We start from the raw sequence: 14,894 nt of genomic DNA, 5'->3' as shown, positions 1-14,894 counted from the left end.
ACGGCGATTGTTCACAGGCGATGTGGATAACACGCTCGCAATCGCTGTCGAGGGTGCTGACTTGCGATCGGATTGCGATCCACGCGTCAGTGACGAGGTTTCACGCGATGCAACTTCCGTGGAACTTCGTGTGGTCAAATTTTGACCACTCTATCCCTGGTCTAGTGTTTTCGGGGCCTGCAGCAAAGTATCCACAGCTTTGTGCGGTCAGTTGTTCACAGCGGCTGTGAACAAGTGCGTGCCAAGCGTTCGTGGCGAGACATATCGATCTGTCGGGTGCTGGTCAAATTTTCACCACTCCGCCGGGAGTCCTGATTTCATGCGGCCTGCAGCAAAGTATCCACAGCTTTGTGCGGCCAGTTGTTCACAGCCGCTGTGAACAACGTATCTGCAGGCACGCCCGATGCGGTATTGAGTGCTTTCCGACGATCGTCGGCGTTGGACAATTTTTAGCCAGCACGTGGCGGCCCTTGATTCCACGCGGCCTGCAGCGTTCTGTCCACAGGGTTTTCCAGGCTCTCTCCACAGCGGCTGTGCACAACCGCGACTGCCGCGGGATCGGTCAAGTGTCCGAAGCTGCTTCGACTAGTTCCGTCGGCATCCATAGCCGGCTCCAGCGTTCGCGTTTTTCGGTGGGGCCAAGTAGTTGTGGCGACGCCGGCGTTGCCAAGCCCAGCTGATCGCGGGCGTCGAAGGCATTGCGGTTGACCGCGCCGCGCATTTCATCTGCACCGGTCGTCAGCGTCACCGCGACCAGCACGCCGCATTGGCGGCACAGCAGGAATTCGGCCTGCCCGGAGCCCTGGCGGTAGCGCCCCAGCGCATCGATGCTGGCGCTGATCTTAAGTTTCCCTTCCGGGTCGGACACCCAGGCGGCGCGGTGCCGGGTGCAGAAATCACAGTCGCAGGCGCGAGGCGCGAAGACTTCCAGCGAATGCCGGGTCGCGAACGTCCAGCGCAAGCGGCCGCAATGGCAGCCACCGGCATGTTCAAGGACGGTCGTCATCCCCGGCTCAGTCGCCGCCACCGCCATCGCAACTGCCGCCGTCGCTGGAGGAATCGCTGCAGTCGGAGGTGGAATCCGAAGTGAAGCCCGAACCGCCATCGCCAAAGAACAGGCCGGCGTCGCCGCCATCCGAACCGCCTCGGCGGTTGGTGCTGGCGTGGAACGACTTCCACACCACGATGACGAGCGCGACGACACCGGCAAGGATCAGCAGGGTCGACATGAGCAGGGCTCCACGGGTCGCGGTGGGCCTAGGCTAACCGGCCGAGGGACGTTTCTGCATTTCGATCGACGGCGGGCCGGCGATACGGCCCCATTGCAGTGATTGGCCGGATGGCGGTCCTCCACCCAAGGCACGTCGCATTGGCGCGGTCGATGGCTCACTATGTGCGCCTCTTCGCCCGTTCGACACGAGGGTTGTATGCAGACATGGCTCCGCCGCAAGGACATTGACCGGGTCACCGTGCACGAGGAGGGGCGGCGCCTGGTGCCTACCCTCAGCTGGCCGCACCTGATCGCTCTGGGCATTGGTGCGATCGTCGGTACCGGCATCTACACGCTGATCGGCGTTGGCGCCAACCTGGCGGGCCCGGCGGTGCTGCTGTCGTTCGCGGTGGCGGGCGTGGTCTGCGCCTGTGCGGCGCTGGCGTATGCCGAAATGGCGACGATGATGCCCGCCGCCGGCAGCGCCTACACCTACAGCTACGTCGTGTTGGGCGAGAGCATCGCCTGGGTGGTGGGCTGGAGCCTGATCCTGGAGTACTCGCTGGTGGTCAGCGCGGTGGCGGTGGGGTGGTCCGGCTCGGTGCTGGAGTTCCTCAACGGACTGGGCATCCACCTGCCGCAGGCATTGGCGGCGGGGCCGCACGCGGGCGGCATCATCAATCTGCCTGCGGTGCTGATCACCTTCGTGGTGGCCGGAATGCTGATCGTTGGCACGAAGGAGAGCGCCACGCTCAACGCGGTGCTGGTGACTATCAAGATCATCGCATTGGCGGTGTTCGTGGCCATCGCGATGCCGCATTTCAATCCGGACAACCTGCATCCGTTCATGCCGTTCGGCTTCGCCAAGTCGATGGGCGCCGACGGTGTCGAGCGCGGCGCGATGGCGGCAGCGGCGATCATCTTCTTCGCGTTCTATGGCTTCGATGCGATCTCCACCGCGGCGGAGGAGACGAAGAACCCGGGCCGCGACCTGTCGATCGGCATCGTTGGTTCGATGGTCGGCTGCACGCTGATCTACATGATCGTGGCGCTGGCCGCGGTGGGTGCGATGAGCTACACGGTGTTCGGTCACAGCCCGGCGCCACTGGCGCTGATCATGCGGGAGCTCGGCCAGGGCACGGCAGCCAAGCTCGTCGCCGGCGCCGCGGTCGTCGCCCTGCCGACGGTGCTGCTGGCATTCTTCTACGGCCAGAGCCGCATCTTCTTCGTCATGTCGCGCGACGGCCTGCTGCCGCGCAGCCTGTCCAAGGTCAATCCGCGCACCGGCACGCCCGTGGCGATCACCGCCTTCACCGCGGTGCTGGTGGCGGCGCTGGCGGGTGTGGCGCGTCTGGATGAGATCGCTGCACTGGCCAATGCGGGCACGCTGGCGGCCTTCACCGCGGTGGCCGTGTGTCTGCTGGTGCTGCGCAAGCGCGATCCGTCGCGCAAGCGCGTGTTCCGCACGCCGATGGCCTGGGTGGTGGGACCGGTTGCGATCCTGGGTTGCCTGTACCTGTTCTGGAGCCTGCCGCAACGCACGCAGCTGTGGTTCCTGGTGTGGAATCTGATCGGCGTGGTGGCGTACCTCACATTCGGGCGCCGCGGCAGCGTGTTGGCGCGTGGCCAGGACGCGTGATCAGAACGTGTGATCAGGGCGGGGAATCCCGTTTGGGAAGCGTTTGCGGGGCCTGCAATGCAGGACCCGCGTCGCCGTTCCTCACGTCTGACGAAGGTGGATTGGAACCGGCCCATCGATGATTGCTGACCGGCGCCCGCTCGCCATCGCATTGATGGGTCCGACCGCTTCGGGCAAGACCGCGCTCGCGCTGGAATGGGCGCAGCGGCTGGGCGGCGAGATCGTCAGCGTCGATTCGGCGCTGGTGTATCGCGGTCTGGATATCGGTGCAGCCAAGCCGACCGCGCAGGAACAAGCCGCGGTGCCGCACCATCTGATCGACCTGCGCGATCCGTGGCAGCCGTATTCGGCGGCGGAATTCGCAATCGACGCGCGTCGCGCGCTGGATGACATCGCCGCGCGCGGCAAGCTCCCGATCCTGGCCGGCGGCACGGGCCTGTACTTCCACGCATTGCTGCACGGCCTGTCTGACATGCCCGAAGCCGACCCCGCCACGCGCGCGACCATCGAAGCCGAGGCTGCGGCGCGCGGCTGGGACGCATTGCATGCGGACCTTGCGCGCATCGATCCCGATGCCGCCGCGCGCATCCACGCCACCGATGCGCAGCGCATCCAGCGGGCGCTGGAGGTCTATCGCCTGTCCGGCCGCACGATCACCCACTGGCGACGCCACGCGCAACAGCTGCCGCGGCTGCCGTATCGCGTGTTGAAGCTCGTGTTGGCGCCCGCGGATCGCGCGGTGTTGCACGTACGCATCGAGCGTCGCTTCGACGCCATGCTCCAGGCCGGATTTCTGGATGAAGTCCGACAGCTACGCGCCATCCCCGATCTGCAGTTCCATCCGCGCCCGCTCGACCTGCCGGCCCTGCGCGCGGTCGGCTATCGCCAGGCATGGGAACACCTGGACGGCGCAACCGACGCCGCGCAGTTCCGCGACCAGGGCATTTTCGCCACGCGCCAGCTGGCGAAGCGGCAGCTGACATGGCTGCGCGGCGAGCTGGATGCGCGCTGGTTCGATCCCATGATCGATCGCGCCCCGCTGGAAGATGCGCTGCGGATGTTCCTTCCGTAGCGGCGCCGGGTAGGGCGGGGCAGGGCGATCCGGACATGGAGGCCGCACCTGCCTGTTCACCAGGGCGGCAGAGTGACCTTCGTCGCGCTTGCCCTGGCCGGCTTGCGGTACCATCGGGCCATCGTCGGTGCCGGGGACAGCACGACGACGCCGGCCGCCACGCAGCCGACGCACCTATAACTAGAACAAGAGTGGGGAGCACGATGTCTAAGGGGCAGTCTTTGCAGGATCCTTTCCTGAACGCATTGCGGCGCGAACGCGTGCCGGTTTCGGTTTACCTCGTCAACGGCATCAAGCTGCAGGGCACGATCGAGTCGTTCGACCAGTTCGTTGTGCTCCTGCGCAACACCGTCAGCCAGATGGTCTACAAGCACGCCATTTCCACCGTGGTGCCGGCGCGCAACGTGCGCGTGGGACCGGGTGGAGGCCACGTGCAGTCCGGCGAGGGCGACGAGGAAGGCAGCGACGAGGCCGAATAAGGGCTCGGACGAGCGGGTCCGGCTTGAAGCCGGGCGCCTGCACCCCCATCCCAACCTTCCCCCGTGCCGCGGGGGAAGGAGTACAACCCCCTGATGTTTGAAAGATCCCGCAAGGGCGAACACGCGCTGCTGATCCAGCCCCATGCCGGTGGACCACCGGATGAAGGGCTGATGGAAGAGTTTGCCGACCTTGCGCGTTCGGCCGGGGCGACCGTCGCCGCGCTGCTCACCGCGCGCATCGACCGGCCCAATCCCGCGACCCTCGTGGGCAGCGGCAAGCTCGAGGAAATGCAGGCGGCCGCCGAGGCCAGTGGCGCCGACCTGATCCTGATCAACTACCCGCTGTCGCCCGGCCAGGAGCGCAACCTGGAAAAGGTGCTGCAACGGCGCGTGGTCGATCGCACCGGCCTGATCCTGGACATCTTTTCGCAACGTGCCCAGAGCGCCGAAGGCAAGCTGCAGGTTGAGCTCGCCCAGCTCAAGCACATGGCCACGCGCCTGGTGCGCGGCTGGACCCACCTTGAGCGCCAGCGCGGCGGCTCCATCGGCCTGCGCGGCCCGGGTGAAACCCAGCTGGAAACCGACCGTCGCCTGCTGCAGAAGCGCGTCGAACAGTTGCAGAAACGCCTGGACAAGGTCGAAGTCCAACGCACGCAGATGCGTCGCGCGCGCATGCGCAGCGAGCTGCCACGCATCGCGCTGGTCGGCTACACCAATGCCGGCAAGTCGACCCTGTTCAATGCGCTGACGGGTGCGTCGGCCTACGCCGCGGACCAGTTGTTCGCCACGCTAGATCCCACCGTGCGCCGCATCGCGTTGCCCGGTGGTGGTGCCGTATTGGCCGATACGGTCGGTTTCGTCCGCGACCTTCCTCACGAACTGGTCGCGGCATTCCGTTCGACCTTGTCGGAAGCGCGCGAAGCCGATCTGCTGCTGCATGTCGTCGACGCCGCCGATCCGCTGCGCAACGACCGCATCGCGCAGGTCGATGAAGTGCTGGCGGAAATCGGCGCCGGCGACCTGCCACAGGTGCTGGTCTACAACAAGATCGACCGCCTCGAACGCGAGGACGGCGCGGCACCGCAGCCGCGCCACGACCAACCGGGCGAAGGCCGCCAGCGCGTGTGGGTATCGGCGCAGGTCGGCCTCGGTCTGGACCTGGTGCGCAAGGCGCTGGCCGAGGTGCTGGAGCTTCGCCACCTCACCGGCGAGCTGCGGCTGCCTTCGCAGGCCGCGCGCCTGCATGCGCGATTGCACGCACTGGGCGCAATCCGCGAGGAATCCCACGACGAACACGGCTGGGTACTGCAGGTGGATATCGCGATTGCCGATGCCCTCAAATTGTTCGCGCAGGCGCATGGCGAGACACTGCGGCCCCTGTTGGAAGAGGCCGGTGCGCTGGGCGTAGCGGACGAGTGGTGAAGCGCCTTGTTTGAGGCTGCGCGAGCCCTCACCTAGAATCAGTGCACGCCCACGGCGTGAATGTCCCCATTGGAGCAGGCATGGCCTGGAACACCCCTGGTAGCGGTTCTGGCAACGAATCCGGTCCCCAACGGCCGCGCAAGGTCGGCGGCGGCGCGTTCGACTCCCTTCTCGATTCCGTGCGTGGCCTGTTTGGTGGCGGCAATGGCGGCGGCGTCTGGCGCTGGGTCGCGATCGTCTTCGGCCTGTGGCTGGTGTTCAGCACCTTCGTCCTGGTGACCGAGCAGGAGCGCGGCGTGGTCCTGCGCTTTGGCCACTTCGCCCGTGTGCTGCAGCCCGGCCCGCACTTCAAGGCGCCGTGGCCGATCGAGACCGCGCAGAAGGTCAATGCGACCCAGAGCAATGCCTACAGCGAGAACGTTCCGGTGTTCACCCGCGACGGCAACATGGTGAACGTCGAGATCAACGTTCAGTACCGCATCGGCGATCCGGAAACCTATCTGTTCGGTTCCCGCGATGCTGCCAGCGTGCTCGAACAGGCTGCGCAGAGCGCCGTGCGCGAGCAGGTGGGCCGTTCCGACCTGGACACCGTGCTCAACGCGCGTGGCGAACTCACCGTCGCCGTGCGCGACAACCTGCAGAAAGCGCTGCAGGTCTATCGCACCGGCCTGGTCGTCACCGAGTTCAAGCTGCCCAACGCGCGGCCGCCGGACGACGTGAAGGACGCCTTCGACGAAGTGCAGCGCGCGCGTGCCGACAAGAACACCGCGATCAACCAGGCCCAGGCCTACGCCAAGAAGATCGTGCCCGAGGCACGTGGTGAAGCCGCCCGCACCCGCACCGTGTCCGAAGGCTACAAGACCGCCTCGATCGCGCGCGCATCGGGCGACGCGACCCGCTTCTCGCTGTTGGTCGATCAGTACAAGGCCGCGCCCGACGTCACCCGCAAGCGCCTGTGGCTGGAAACCGTGCAGGACGTGCTGGTGCAGAACCGCAAGATCGTCGGCGGCGATTCGCGCCAGCTGATCTACGTGCCGATGGGGGGCAAGGGTTCGCAGCCGGCCGCATCCAGTGCGGGCGCACCGTTGCTCACGCCTGATGTGCTCGCTCCGACCATGGCCACGCCACCCAACGAATCCCGTCCGTCGCGCCCGTCGCGTCCTGACCGCGAGGAAGCCACCCGATGAGAGCGCCGATCTGGATTGCCGTTGCCGTCAGCGCACTGCTGGCGTTCCTGGGCTCGGTCTTTGTCGTGACCGAAGGCCATAGCGCCATCGTGTTCCGCCTGGGCACCATCGTGCGTACCGACATCGGTCCGGGCCTGCATTTCAAGTGGCCGCTGATCGAGAACGCCAGCATCTTCGACCGCCGCCTCACCGTGTTGCCCGCCGAAGCCGAGCGCTACCTCACCGACGACAAGCAGGACGTGAGCGTGGACTTCTTCGCGCTGGGCCGCATCGAGAACGTGCGCGCGTTCTACCGTGCCACCGGCGGCAGCGAGGAAGTTGCGGTGCAGCGTCTGGCACCGATCATCAAGGACTCGCTGCGCAACGAGATCAATTCGCGCAGCCTGCAGGAAGTCGTCTCCGGCGATCGCACCACCGTGATTGGCAAGCAGCTGGAAGCCATCAACCAGGGCGCGGCCACGCTGGGCGTGAAGATCTTCGACATCCGCATCAAGCGCATCGAACTGCCGCAGGACAGCAACGTCGTCGGTTCGGTGTATGAGCAGATGCGTTCGCAGCGCCAGCAGGTCGCCAGCCAGCTGCGCGCCGAAGGCGTCGAGCAGTCGCAGGTGATCCGTGCACAGGCCGATCGCGAACGCGCGGTGATCCTGGCCGAAGCCGAACGCGACGCGCAGAAGCTGCGCGGCGAAGGCGATGCTGAAGCCACGCGCCTGTATGCGCAGGCAGCGAACAAGGATCCGGCGTTCTATGCGTTCCAGCGCAGCCTGGATGCGTACCGCGCCTCGTTCGCCGACGGCGAGAGCGTGATCGTGCTGGATCGCGACGATCCGTTCCTGCAGTACATGAAGAGCGATCGCTGATCCGTCCGCCTGCCTTCCCTTTGGAAGGCAGGCGCACAACCCGCTGCTACGCGATGACCACCGACCTGCTTTCAGCGCTCTGCCTCGTGGCGGTCCTCGAAGGACTGGCGCTTTTCATCGCCCCGCGCGGCTGGAAGCAGGTCGCCGAGCAGCTGTTGCAGATGCCCAGCGCCCGCCTGCGGCTGTTGGGCGCCGCCTTCGTCATTGCGGGGCTGGTGTCCCTTTATCTGGTTCGCGGGACCTAGCCGCTCCCCGCCAGCTCGCGGCCGCGAGCGGGGCGGCGGCGCCGGTGAGGATTTCGGGGCGTGTTTGAACCGGTTTCCGGGCGTGTGGCACCTCCCGGGCAGGGCGGCTGCCCCTTTCCTCGGCCTGCTGAGCCGTCCCGGTGGCGTTTGGGGTAGCCCCCACCCCCCAAAACCCGGATAATTCCCGAAAGCCGGATGGGCCCGCCTGAAGCGGGTACCCCTCTGGCTTTTTCCATGTCGCGCCACGACGACAGTCGGCTTGCGCGTGACTACCAACGCGCCGCAGCGCGCCCGTTGAACCCGCTTGCGGGAAACCAGTTTTGGAGTGCTAAGGCTATGGGTCAGTCAGTCGTGGTGTTGGGCGCCCAGTGGGGCGACGAAGGCAAGGGCAAGATCGTCGACCTGCTGACGCAGGACATCGGCGCGGTCGTGCGCTTCCAGGGCGGCCATAACGCCGGCCACACCCTCGTCATCGGCGGCAAGAAGACAGTCCTGCACCTGATTCCCTCGGGCATCCTGCGCGACGACGCGCTGTGCCTGATCGGCAACGGCGTCGTGCTGCATCCGGGCGCCCTGCAGAAGGAAATCGCCGAGCTCGAAGCCAACGGCGTCGAAGTGCGTTCGCGCCTCAAGATCAGCCCGGCCACGCCGCTGATCATGCCGTACCACATCGCCCTCGATCAGGCCCGCGAGAAGGCCGCCGGCAAGAGTGCCATCGGCACCACCGGCCGCGGCATCGGCCCGGCGTATGAAGACAAGGTCGCGCGTCGTGGCATCCGCGTCGCCGACCTGCGCTATCCCAACGAGCTCGCCGAGAAGCTGCGCGGCACGATGGACTACCACAACTTCGTGCTGACGAAGTATCTCGGCGTCGAAGCCGTCGATTTCCAGAAGACGCTCGACGAAGCGCTCGCCTTCGGCGAATACGTCGAGCCGATGAAGTCCGACGTCGCCGGCATCCTTCACGACCTGCGCAAGCAGGGCAAGCGCGTGCTGTTCGAAGGCGCGCAGGGTTCGCTGCTCGACATCGACCACGGCACCTATCCGTACGTCACCTCGTCGAACACCACGGTGGGTGGTGCGTATGCCGGTTCCGGTGTCGGCGCCGATGCGATCGACTACGTGCTGGGCATCGCCAAGGCCTACGCCACGCGCGTGGGCGGCGGCCCGTTCCCGACCGAACTCGATGACGCCATCGGCCAGGGCATCCGCGACCGCGGCCAGGAATACGGCGCGACCACCGGCCGCCCGCGCCGCTGCGGCTGGATGGACATCGTCGCGCTCAAGCGCGCCGTGGCCATCAACGGCATCACTGGCCTGTGCATCACCAAGCTCGACATCCTCGACGGGATGGAGACGCTGAAGATCTGCATCGCGTACGAGTACCACGGCAAGCGCAGCGAGTACGCTCCGCTCGATGCGGCTGGCTGGGACGAGTGCAAGCCTGTGTACCTGGAGTTCCCCGGCTGGAGCGAATCCACCGCCGGCATCACCGAATGGGACAAGTTGCCGCCGGCCGCGCGCGCCTACCTTCGCGCGCTGGAAGAGCTCGCCGGCAGCCCGCTTGCGATCGTTTCGACCGGTCCGGATCGCGATGCGAATATCGTGCTGCGGGATCCATGGGCGTAATGGTGCCTATCGAGGATTGATTCCAGCAAAGCCCCGAAAGGGGCTTTGCTTTTGCGCGCGATCTGGGTAGGTGCTTCCTTGCGCCAATATGCTTCGAAAGGTAGCCTGTGGCGGGCCATGGATGGGCTTGACTGGGGACACGGAGTAGGTCCCGTTCTCCCTGTCCGTGTTCTAGCAGCGTTGTTCATTCGCGCGGTTTTTGCGCGCCGGCTCGAGGGAGAAATCAAATGCGGGGCATGTGCTGGAAGATTGGAGCGTTCGCGGTGTTTCTGGCCGCGTGTCAGGCGGCCCCCGTGAGTCAAGAAGCGGAAAATAGTGCTTCCGAAAGCGCAACGCATCGGACGCAGTCGTCCATTGAGGGTTCACCATTGCCAGCAACGGTGAGCAACTTGGATCGTTTGAAGCTAAAAGTTGGCGCTGTCTGCTATGGCACGGGTCCGAAGGAACACTGCGAAGCTGGCGACTATGACCTCGAATTTCGACTGAGTTGTGGGCGTGCAGCATTGCTTGGTGGGGTCAGTAACGAAAAAGGTGCGCGGCTGGTCGACAAGGCGCCTCCGGATGACTCGATCAAGATTGCTACTCTGTCCAGGGGACAGATCGTCTGCATTCAAGCGGTTGCCTTGGCAGGGAGCACTCCTGCCTGGTACTACGTTGTAGCAATGTCAGAGGGTGACGTGGTGCGCTGTGCTGCCGACGCTCCGTGCAAAGGCTATGGGGACAGGCCTGTCGAATGGCACACGCAACGTCCACAGGTGAGCTGTCGATCGAACGGGGTTGGTGATTTTGAAGGTTGCGCGGAAGGATGGACGGACGCAGCCGACTTGGACGCGTTTTGATGCAGGTGAAGATTGACCGCTTCGCGGTGTCCGGCGGTTAGTGGAGATTTTTCAACAAGGAGCGTTGCAATGGACGACGAGAAGATAGAGCGCCTAGTTAGTTCTGAAGGAAAGGTTCGTGTATTCGAGATGGCTGATGGGGGCATCGTGGAGCGGACGGATGGCAGTGTTTCATGGAGGAACAACAACCCCGGAAACCTTAAGTTTGAATACGCGAATAGTGCTGACGCCACCGTAACGACGATCCGGACCAAGGAGCAGGCGCTGACGGCAGCGAGTGCGCGCTATCAGGGGGTCGTTGGGCTGGATCAGTGGGGAAACGCAGTATTCGAGAGCTATGAGGCTGGCAGGGCCGCAAAGATCCAGCTGCTGGAGCGGAAGTTCTCTGAGAAAAACGTAGTGGGAATGTTGCAGAGCTATTCAACGGCAGACTATTCAGGGAATACGAACCATCGCGCCCAGGCTGATTTCATTTATGCGGAAGGGGACCGCAGCGGAGTAGATCTGCGAACCAAGAAGATAGGCGCCATGACTGGTGCTGAACTCGCAGCGCTCGCAGATGGCATCAAGGGCTTCGAAGGATGGAATGTGGGCACGGCCCGAGAAGTCCAGCTCGCTACTGGGCCGCATATCACGAAATTGCAGGCTCGACTGACAATGCTGGGCTATACCGATGCCCACGGAGTCGAGTTAAAGCTGGACGGAAAATTCGATCATCCAACGCAAGAGGCCCTGAAGGAGTTTCAGAGGTTCCATGGGCTTCCCGTTGATGGCATTGCCTCACAGAGAACCAGAAAGGAAATGAGCGAGGCGCTCAGTAGTCCCTTGGTTTCAGAAAGGCTTCATTCGAACAACGACCAGTACATCCAGGCTCATGATTGCCTGGCGCACCTTCCCTTTGGGACATTCCGAAACGAGTCGGACTTGAGTAACGCGGCGGCGACGCTTGTCCTCAAGTCCAGGCAGGCAGGAATCCCCCAGATCGATTACGTCATGATGAATATCCGAGGTGACGGCATCATTGTCGGGCAGGGCAATCCGCGTGACCCGGCATCCAGTTGGGTGATTGTGGATAAGGTGCAGGCCGTTTCCCAGTCGGTGCAGGTCAGCACCGCGGAGATTGCCAAAGGTCCTTACAGCGGCCAGGTGGCGCAGGTGAATGTGCAGGATCAGCATGCTGAGCATCGCATGGGGCTTCGTATGAGCGTGAGGCCTTGATGCGATTCGGTCTATAGAGAGTGGTTGCCAGTCCACGTGACGGCTTTTGAAAAGGACACAAGGCCCCGTTTCTGGGGTCTTGTTGCGTCAGGGGGATTCGCGGATTCTCGTTGGTACTCAATCACTGCGCAGCATCAATGTGTTGGCAGCGAATAGAGGTCGATTATTTCCGCGATCGCATCTGCGCACACCTGGCAGAACTCCTCGCTGCGATCGAACATCAGGCACTGCAGTCGCGGCCGGTAGTAACCGGTCGACTCATAGTTGGCGCCTTCGAAGGCGCCGATGCGCTTCGGGTTTGGCACGGTCGAGAACAGTTTCGACGCATACGCCTTCTCGGTCCGGAACAGGTCTTCCATCTCCGCTTCGGGGCGGTTGTCGGCGCGCAGCTTCGCGCGGACCTTCTGGTACTCGCGTGATCGCGCATCGTATTCCGCCTTTGGCCATGGCGTTGGTAGCGCAGTTCCCTTCGCCACGCGCCGCCGCCATTTCAGTTGCGACGGGTCGTGCAGCGCGGTGACGTTGGGCTCCCAAGGCTCGATGCGCGAAGGGCTGGATTGGTACGCCACCGGCGAGGTGTAGTACTCGTCGCCCAGCCCGGCGAAATGGTGGCCGAACTCGTGCACGAACAAATAGTCGGCCCATGCGTTGTCCGCCGCCGCGGTGCTGAACTGACCGAAGATGCCGCCGCCGCCGTAAGTACGGTTGTTGACCAGGATCTCGATGAACTCGTACGGCGCGTTCTGGGCGATTTCGCGCAGGGCGCGGTTGTCGGTGGCGAGCACGTACCGTTCGCTGCCGAAGATGTCGTAGCGCGCGCCGAGCATCGATGCATGGTGCGTGCCCGTCGAAGGTCGCGACACGCCCGACACTGGCGTTGGCACCATCATCGCCCAGACATTGAAATCGCCTGCGTGCTCCTTGAAGGGCGACACGGTGAAGAGGTGGTCAGTCATCCGCCGGGTGTCGGCGATGAACTTGTCGCGTTCGGCCGCTGTGTAGCCGTCGCCGAGCACCAGCAGGTCGACCTTGTCGCTGGACGGGCCGTTTTCGCGGATCGCGATGGGCGTCGCGGGCGCGGGCATCGCCACGCGCTGCACGTCCTGTGCAGCGGGGTCGATGTCGATGCTCCACGCCGGCACGAAGGCGTTGGCGGAGTCGCGTTCGTACAGCTTTATCGTTACTGGCGCGTCAGGCATCGGGAATCGCAGCGATTCCTGGAATCCGCGCTGCAGGTGCGCGGCTTCGTCGGTAGTGCGCCATTCACCGAAGACCGTGCTGAAGCCGCGCGAGTAAAGCACGCGGCCTGACTTTCGATCGACGACTTCGAATTTGTTGATGCCGCGGTTCGTGTCATCGAGCGGTCGTGCGGGGTTGCCGGGCCACGGGAGCGGTTCGACGACTACGCGATCGATGGCGTAGTGCTGTGAGGTGGCATCGCCCGTATGCAGGTAGTCCACGCGCAGGGTCGATGGCGGTGCGGCTGCGCCGGCGGACGGCGCGCATACCACTGACGCAATGGCGAGCATGGCAGCGCCTGCGAGGCGGGCCAGATCGCGCTGCGGAACTGGATGGTCCATGACAACCCCCGGGTCTGCGAAAGCCCGAGTCTATCGCCGTACCTGGTCGCGATGCGCGGGGTTCAGGCCCGCAGCGCCCAGCGGGTGCCGGGGTGCAATGCCTTGAGTGACGGGGCCGAAAACGATTCCACCACCGGTTCCGCGCCAAGCGAGAACCACGCGCGCTGCAGGTTGGCGAGGATATCCGCGATGGGCATACCGAACGTCACCGCCTGCCTTGCGTCGGGCGCGCACTGCAAAGCCGCGTCGTCGTGGAGGTCCGGCATCGGTACGGCGTCCTGTATCAACTCCGTCACGCTCGCATCGAGTGCGGCGCGCGACAGGCGCAGGTGCGGGAGTCCGGTCAATACGCCCGAGGGCAGGAAAGGGCTGTGCAGGCGGGTGCCCGCAAGCGAGACGTGAAAGATTTCGCCACCGAACGGATGGGTGTCCACGCGATGGATCAGCAGCAGCGGCTGCTCCTGCTCATGGCGTCCGAGGCAACGCCAGCGCTGGCCGGCGGCGTAGTCGGGACGGGTCGTGGCCGACATCAAGGCATCCTGCAATGGTCAACGATCTGCAGAATGATCGCGCGCCTCACGTGCTGGCGCTTTGCCGGATCAGGCTGGTTTTTTGTCGCTTCCGGCGGCGTTCAATCCCATTCCTTCGATGGCAGCGTGAATCGCCGCTGCGGCCGGCCGATCAGGTCGAGGAAGCGATTGAACACAGCGTCCGCTTGTGTCTGCATCGTGACGATGTGGCGTTGCGTGTCCGCGATGATCGTGTTCGCGCGTGCGACGCTGGTTGTCGCACAGGCATCGCCGACAGACATGCCGGGTGATTCCAGATCGCTGCGGTATGCGGGATTGGCCAGCCAGCGTTCGATCAGGCGCTGGTCCATCTCCATGTGAAACTGGAAGCCATAGGCGTTGTCGCCATAGCGGAATGCTTGCGGCGCACAGGCATCCGTACTTGCGAGGTGTTCCGCGCCGTCGGGAATGTCAAAACGGTAGTTGTGCCACTGGAACACCGGGGTGCCGTCACCGATCGGGGCGAGCACCGGATCCTGGCGGCCCGCATCGGTGGCGTGGAGCCGATGCCAGCCGATTTCCGGTATGGGGTTGCGCCGGATGGGCGCGCCCAGGACGTGCGCCAGCAGCTGTGCGCCCAGGCAGATGCCGAGTACCGGCTTGCCTTGCTGCAGCATGCGCTCGATCGCGCGCATCTCGGCCAGCAGGTGCGGGTGCCGATCCTGGTCCTCGACGTTCATCGGTCCGCCCAGCACGATCAGGCCGCGATAGCGGTCGACGTTGGGTTCGTGATCCGGATGCCGCTCGAAATTCGTGTAGCGGATGCGATGCCCGCGACGGCGGATCAGTGGGTCCAGCGTTCCCAGCGGCTCGGCGGCGACATGTTGGAAGACGAGCAGGCGGGGCATGGGACGGGGCAATGGGTGCGGTTTTGAACACTATGCCAGCAGCGACACCCGCGTCATGAGGCGTGGTGCCGTTGTCATTCCCGACCGTAATCAAAGC

15 protein-coding genes are annotated in these 14,894 nt (G+C 64.6%); 10 read left to right on the top strand and 5 right to left on the bottom strand.

Annotated features, from left to right (window positions below; genetic code table 11):
• Window positions 1-562 precede the first annotated feature (562 nt).
• Complete coding sequence (locus ACYVD7_RS12930; protein ID WP_460763925.1) at window positions 563-1,033, bottom strand: GFA family protein; 471 nt, start codon at window positions 1,031-1,033, stop codon at window positions 563-565.
• Entirely contained in the window at window positions 1,014-1,229 is a 216-nt protein-coding gene (locus tag ACYVD7_RS12925; protein ID WP_460763923.1) for a hypothetical protein, read from the bottom strand. Before ACYVD7_RS12925 ends, ACYVD7_RS12930 begins: the two co-directional genes overlap by 20 nt.
• Before the next feature lie 198 nt (window positions 1,230-1,427).
• Between ACYVD7_RS12925 and ACYVD7_RS12920 the strand changes: the two genes are divergently transcribed.
• The 10 genes from ACYVD7_RS12920 to ACYVD7_RS12875 all read left to right on the top strand — a co-directional run bounded on the left by ACYVD7_RS12920 (window position 1,428) and on the right by ACYVD7_RS12875 (window position 11,800).
• A complete protein-coding gene (locus ACYVD7_RS12920) occupies window positions 1,428-2,849 on the top strand; it encodes an amino acid permease (protein ID WP_460763921.1) in 1,422 nt (473 codons plus the stop codon).
• 118 nt (window positions 2,850-2,967) lie between these two features.
• Complete coding sequence (gene miaA / locus ACYVD7_RS12915; RefSeq protein WP_460763918.1) at window positions 2,968-3,921, top strand: tRNA (adenosine(37)-N6)-dimethylallyltransferase MiaA; 954 nt, start codon at window positions 2,968-2,970, stop codon at window positions 3,919-3,921.
• Window positions 3,922-4,124: 203 nt separating this feature from the next.
• Complete coding sequence (hfq, locus tag ACYVD7_RS12910) at window positions 4,125-4,400, top strand: RNA chaperone Hfq (RefSeq protein ID WP_460763916.1); 276 nt, start codon at window positions 4,125-4,127, stop codon at window positions 4,398-4,400.
• Between the two features lie 93 nt (window positions 4,401-4,493).
• The gene (hflX, locus tag ACYVD7_RS12905; RefSeq protein ID WP_460763913.1) at window positions 4,494-5,822 is read left to right on the top strand and encodes a ribosome rescue GTPase HflX; all 1,329 of its coding nucleotides are present in this window, start codon (window positions 4,494-4,496) and stop codon (window positions 5,820-5,822) included.
• An 80-nt stretch (window positions 5,823-5,902) separates the two neighbouring features.
• Window positions 5,903-7,009, top strand: a complete 1,107-nt coding sequence (hflK, locus tag ACYVD7_RS12900; RefSeq protein ID WP_460763910.1) for an FtsH protease activity modulator HflK — start codon at window positions 5,903-5,905, stop codon at window positions 7,007-7,009.
• The gene (hflC, locus tag ACYVD7_RS12895; protein WP_460763907.1) at window positions 7,006-7,869 is read left to right on the top strand and encodes a protease modulator HflC; all 864 of its coding nucleotides are present in this window, start codon (window positions 7,006-7,008) and stop codon (window positions 7,867-7,869) included. The genes hflK and hflC overlap by 4 nt, the downstream gene beginning before the upstream one ends.
• A 53-nt stretch (window positions 7,870-7,922) precedes the next feature.
• Window positions 7,923-8,114: a DUF2065 domain-containing protein gene (locus tag ACYVD7_RS12890; protein WP_460763904.1), complete on the top strand. Its 192-nt coding sequence runs from the start codon at window positions 7,923-7,925 to the stop codon at window positions 8,112-8,114.
• 336 nt (window positions 8,115-8,450) lie between these two features.
• On the top strand, window positions 8,451-9,743 hold the full coding sequence (locus ACYVD7_RS12885) for an adenylosuccinate synthase (RefSeq protein ID WP_460763901.1): 1,293 nt from the start codon (window positions 8,451-8,453) through the stop codon (window positions 9,741-9,743).
• A 236-nt stretch (window positions 9,744-9,979) separates the two neighbouring features.
• Window positions 9,980-10,582, top strand: coding sequence for a hypothetical protein (locus ACYVD7_RS12880; RefSeq protein ID WP_460763898.1), 603 nt, complete (start codon window positions 9,980-9,982; stop codon window positions 10,580-10,582).
• Between the two features lie 69 nt (window positions 10,583-10,651).
• On the top strand, window positions 10,652-11,800 hold the full coding sequence (locus ACYVD7_RS12875; protein ID WP_460763895.1) for a peptidoglycan-binding protein: 1,149 nt from the start codon (window positions 10,652-10,654) through the stop codon (window positions 11,798-11,800).
• A 134-nt stretch (window positions 11,801-11,934) separates the two neighbouring features.
• On the opposite strand, the gene ACYVD7_RS12870 is transcribed toward ACYVD7_RS12875, so the two are convergent.
• The 3 genes from ACYVD7_RS12870 to ACYVD7_RS12860 all read right to left on the bottom strand — a co-directional run bounded on the left by ACYVD7_RS12870 (window position 11,935) and on the right by ACYVD7_RS12860 (window position 14,797).
• Window positions 11,935-13,380, bottom strand: a complete 1,446-nt coding sequence (locus tag ACYVD7_RS12870) for an IgA Peptidase M64 (RefSeq protein WP_460763893.1) — start codon at window positions 13,378-13,380, stop codon at window positions 11,935-11,937.
• 62 nt (window positions 13,381-13,442) lie between these two features.
• Window positions 13,443-13,910 (bottom strand): hypothetical protein, encoded by a 468-nt coding sequence (locus ACYVD7_RS12865; protein ID WP_460763890.1) that lies wholly within the window; start codon window positions 13,908-13,910, stop codon window positions 13,443-13,445.
• 101 nt (window positions 13,911-14,011) lie between these two features.
• Window positions 14,012-14,797 (bottom strand): type 1 glutamine amidotransferase, encoded by a 786-nt coding sequence (locus ACYVD7_RS12860; protein WP_460763888.1) that lies wholly within the window; start codon window positions 14,795-14,797, stop codon window positions 14,012-14,014.
• Window positions 14,798-14,894: the final 97 nt, after the last annotated feature.

The sequence above is a fragment of the Lysobacter fragariae genome (genome assembly GCF_054779775.1).
Note: the sequence above shows the minus strand (reverse complement) of the source record. Positions and strands in the feature narration are given on the sequence as shown.

Excerpts from the sequence above, each read along its gene's own strand:
- ACYVD7_RS12930 (WP_460763925.1), bottom strand. The coding sequence starts at position 1,033 with ATGGCGGTGGCGGCGACTGAGCCGGGGATGACGACCGTCCTTGAACAT.
- ACYVD7_RS12925 (WP_460763923.1), bottom strand. The coding sequence starts at position 1,229 with ATGTCGACCCTGCTGATCCTTGCCGGTGTCGTCGCGCTCGTCATCGTG.
- ACYVD7_RS12920 (WP_460763921.1), top strand. The coding sequence starts at position 1,428 with ATGCAGACATGGCTCCGCCGCAAGGACATTGACCGGGTCACCGTGCAC.
- miaA (WP_460763918.1), top strand. The coding sequence starts at position 2,968 with ATGATTGCTGACCGGCGCCCGCTCGCCATCGCATTGATGGGTCCGACC.
- hfq (WP_460763916.1), top strand. The coding sequence starts at position 4,125 with ATGTCTAAGGGGCAGTCTTTGCAGGATCCTTTCCTGAACGCATTGCGG.
- hflX (WP_460763913.1), top strand. The coding sequence starts at position 4,494 with ATGTTTGAAAGATCCCGCAAGGGCGAACACGCGCTGCTGATCCAGCCC.
- hflK (WP_460763910.1), top strand. The coding sequence starts at position 5,903 with ATGGCCTGGAACACCCCTGGTAGCGGTTCTGGCAACGAATCCGGTCCC.
- hflC (WP_460763907.1), top strand. The coding sequence starts at position 7,006 with ATGAGAGCGCCGATCTGGATTGCCGTTGCCGTCAGCGCACTGCTGGCG.
- ACYVD7_RS12890 (WP_460763904.1), top strand. The coding sequence starts at position 7,923 with ATGACCACCGACCTGCTTTCAGCGCTCTGCCTCGTGGCGGTCCTCGAA.
- ACYVD7_RS12885 (WP_460763901.1), top strand. The coding sequence starts at position 8,451 with ATGGGTCAGTCAGTCGTGGTGTTGGGCGCCCAGTGGGGCGACGAAGGC.
- ACYVD7_RS12880 (WP_460763898.1), top strand. The coding sequence starts at position 9,980 with ATGTGCTGGAAGATTGGAGCGTTCGCGGTGTTTCTGGCCGCGTGTCAG.
- ACYVD7_RS12875 (WP_460763895.1), top strand. The coding sequence starts at position 10,652 with ATGGACGACGAGAAGATAGAGCGCCTAGTTAGTTCTGAAGGAAAGGTT.
- ACYVD7_RS12870 (WP_460763893.1), bottom strand. The coding sequence starts at position 13,380 with ATGGACCATCCAGTTCCGCAGCGCGATCTGGCCCGCCTCGCAGGCGCT.
- ACYVD7_RS12865 (WP_460763890.1), bottom strand. The coding sequence starts at position 13,910 with ATGTCGGCCACGACCCGTCCCGACTACGCCGCCGGCCAGCGCTGGCGT.
- ACYVD7_RS12860 (WP_460763888.1), bottom strand. The coding sequence starts at position 14,797 with ATGCCCCGCCTGCTCGTCTTCCAACATGTCGCCGCCGAGCCGCTGGGA.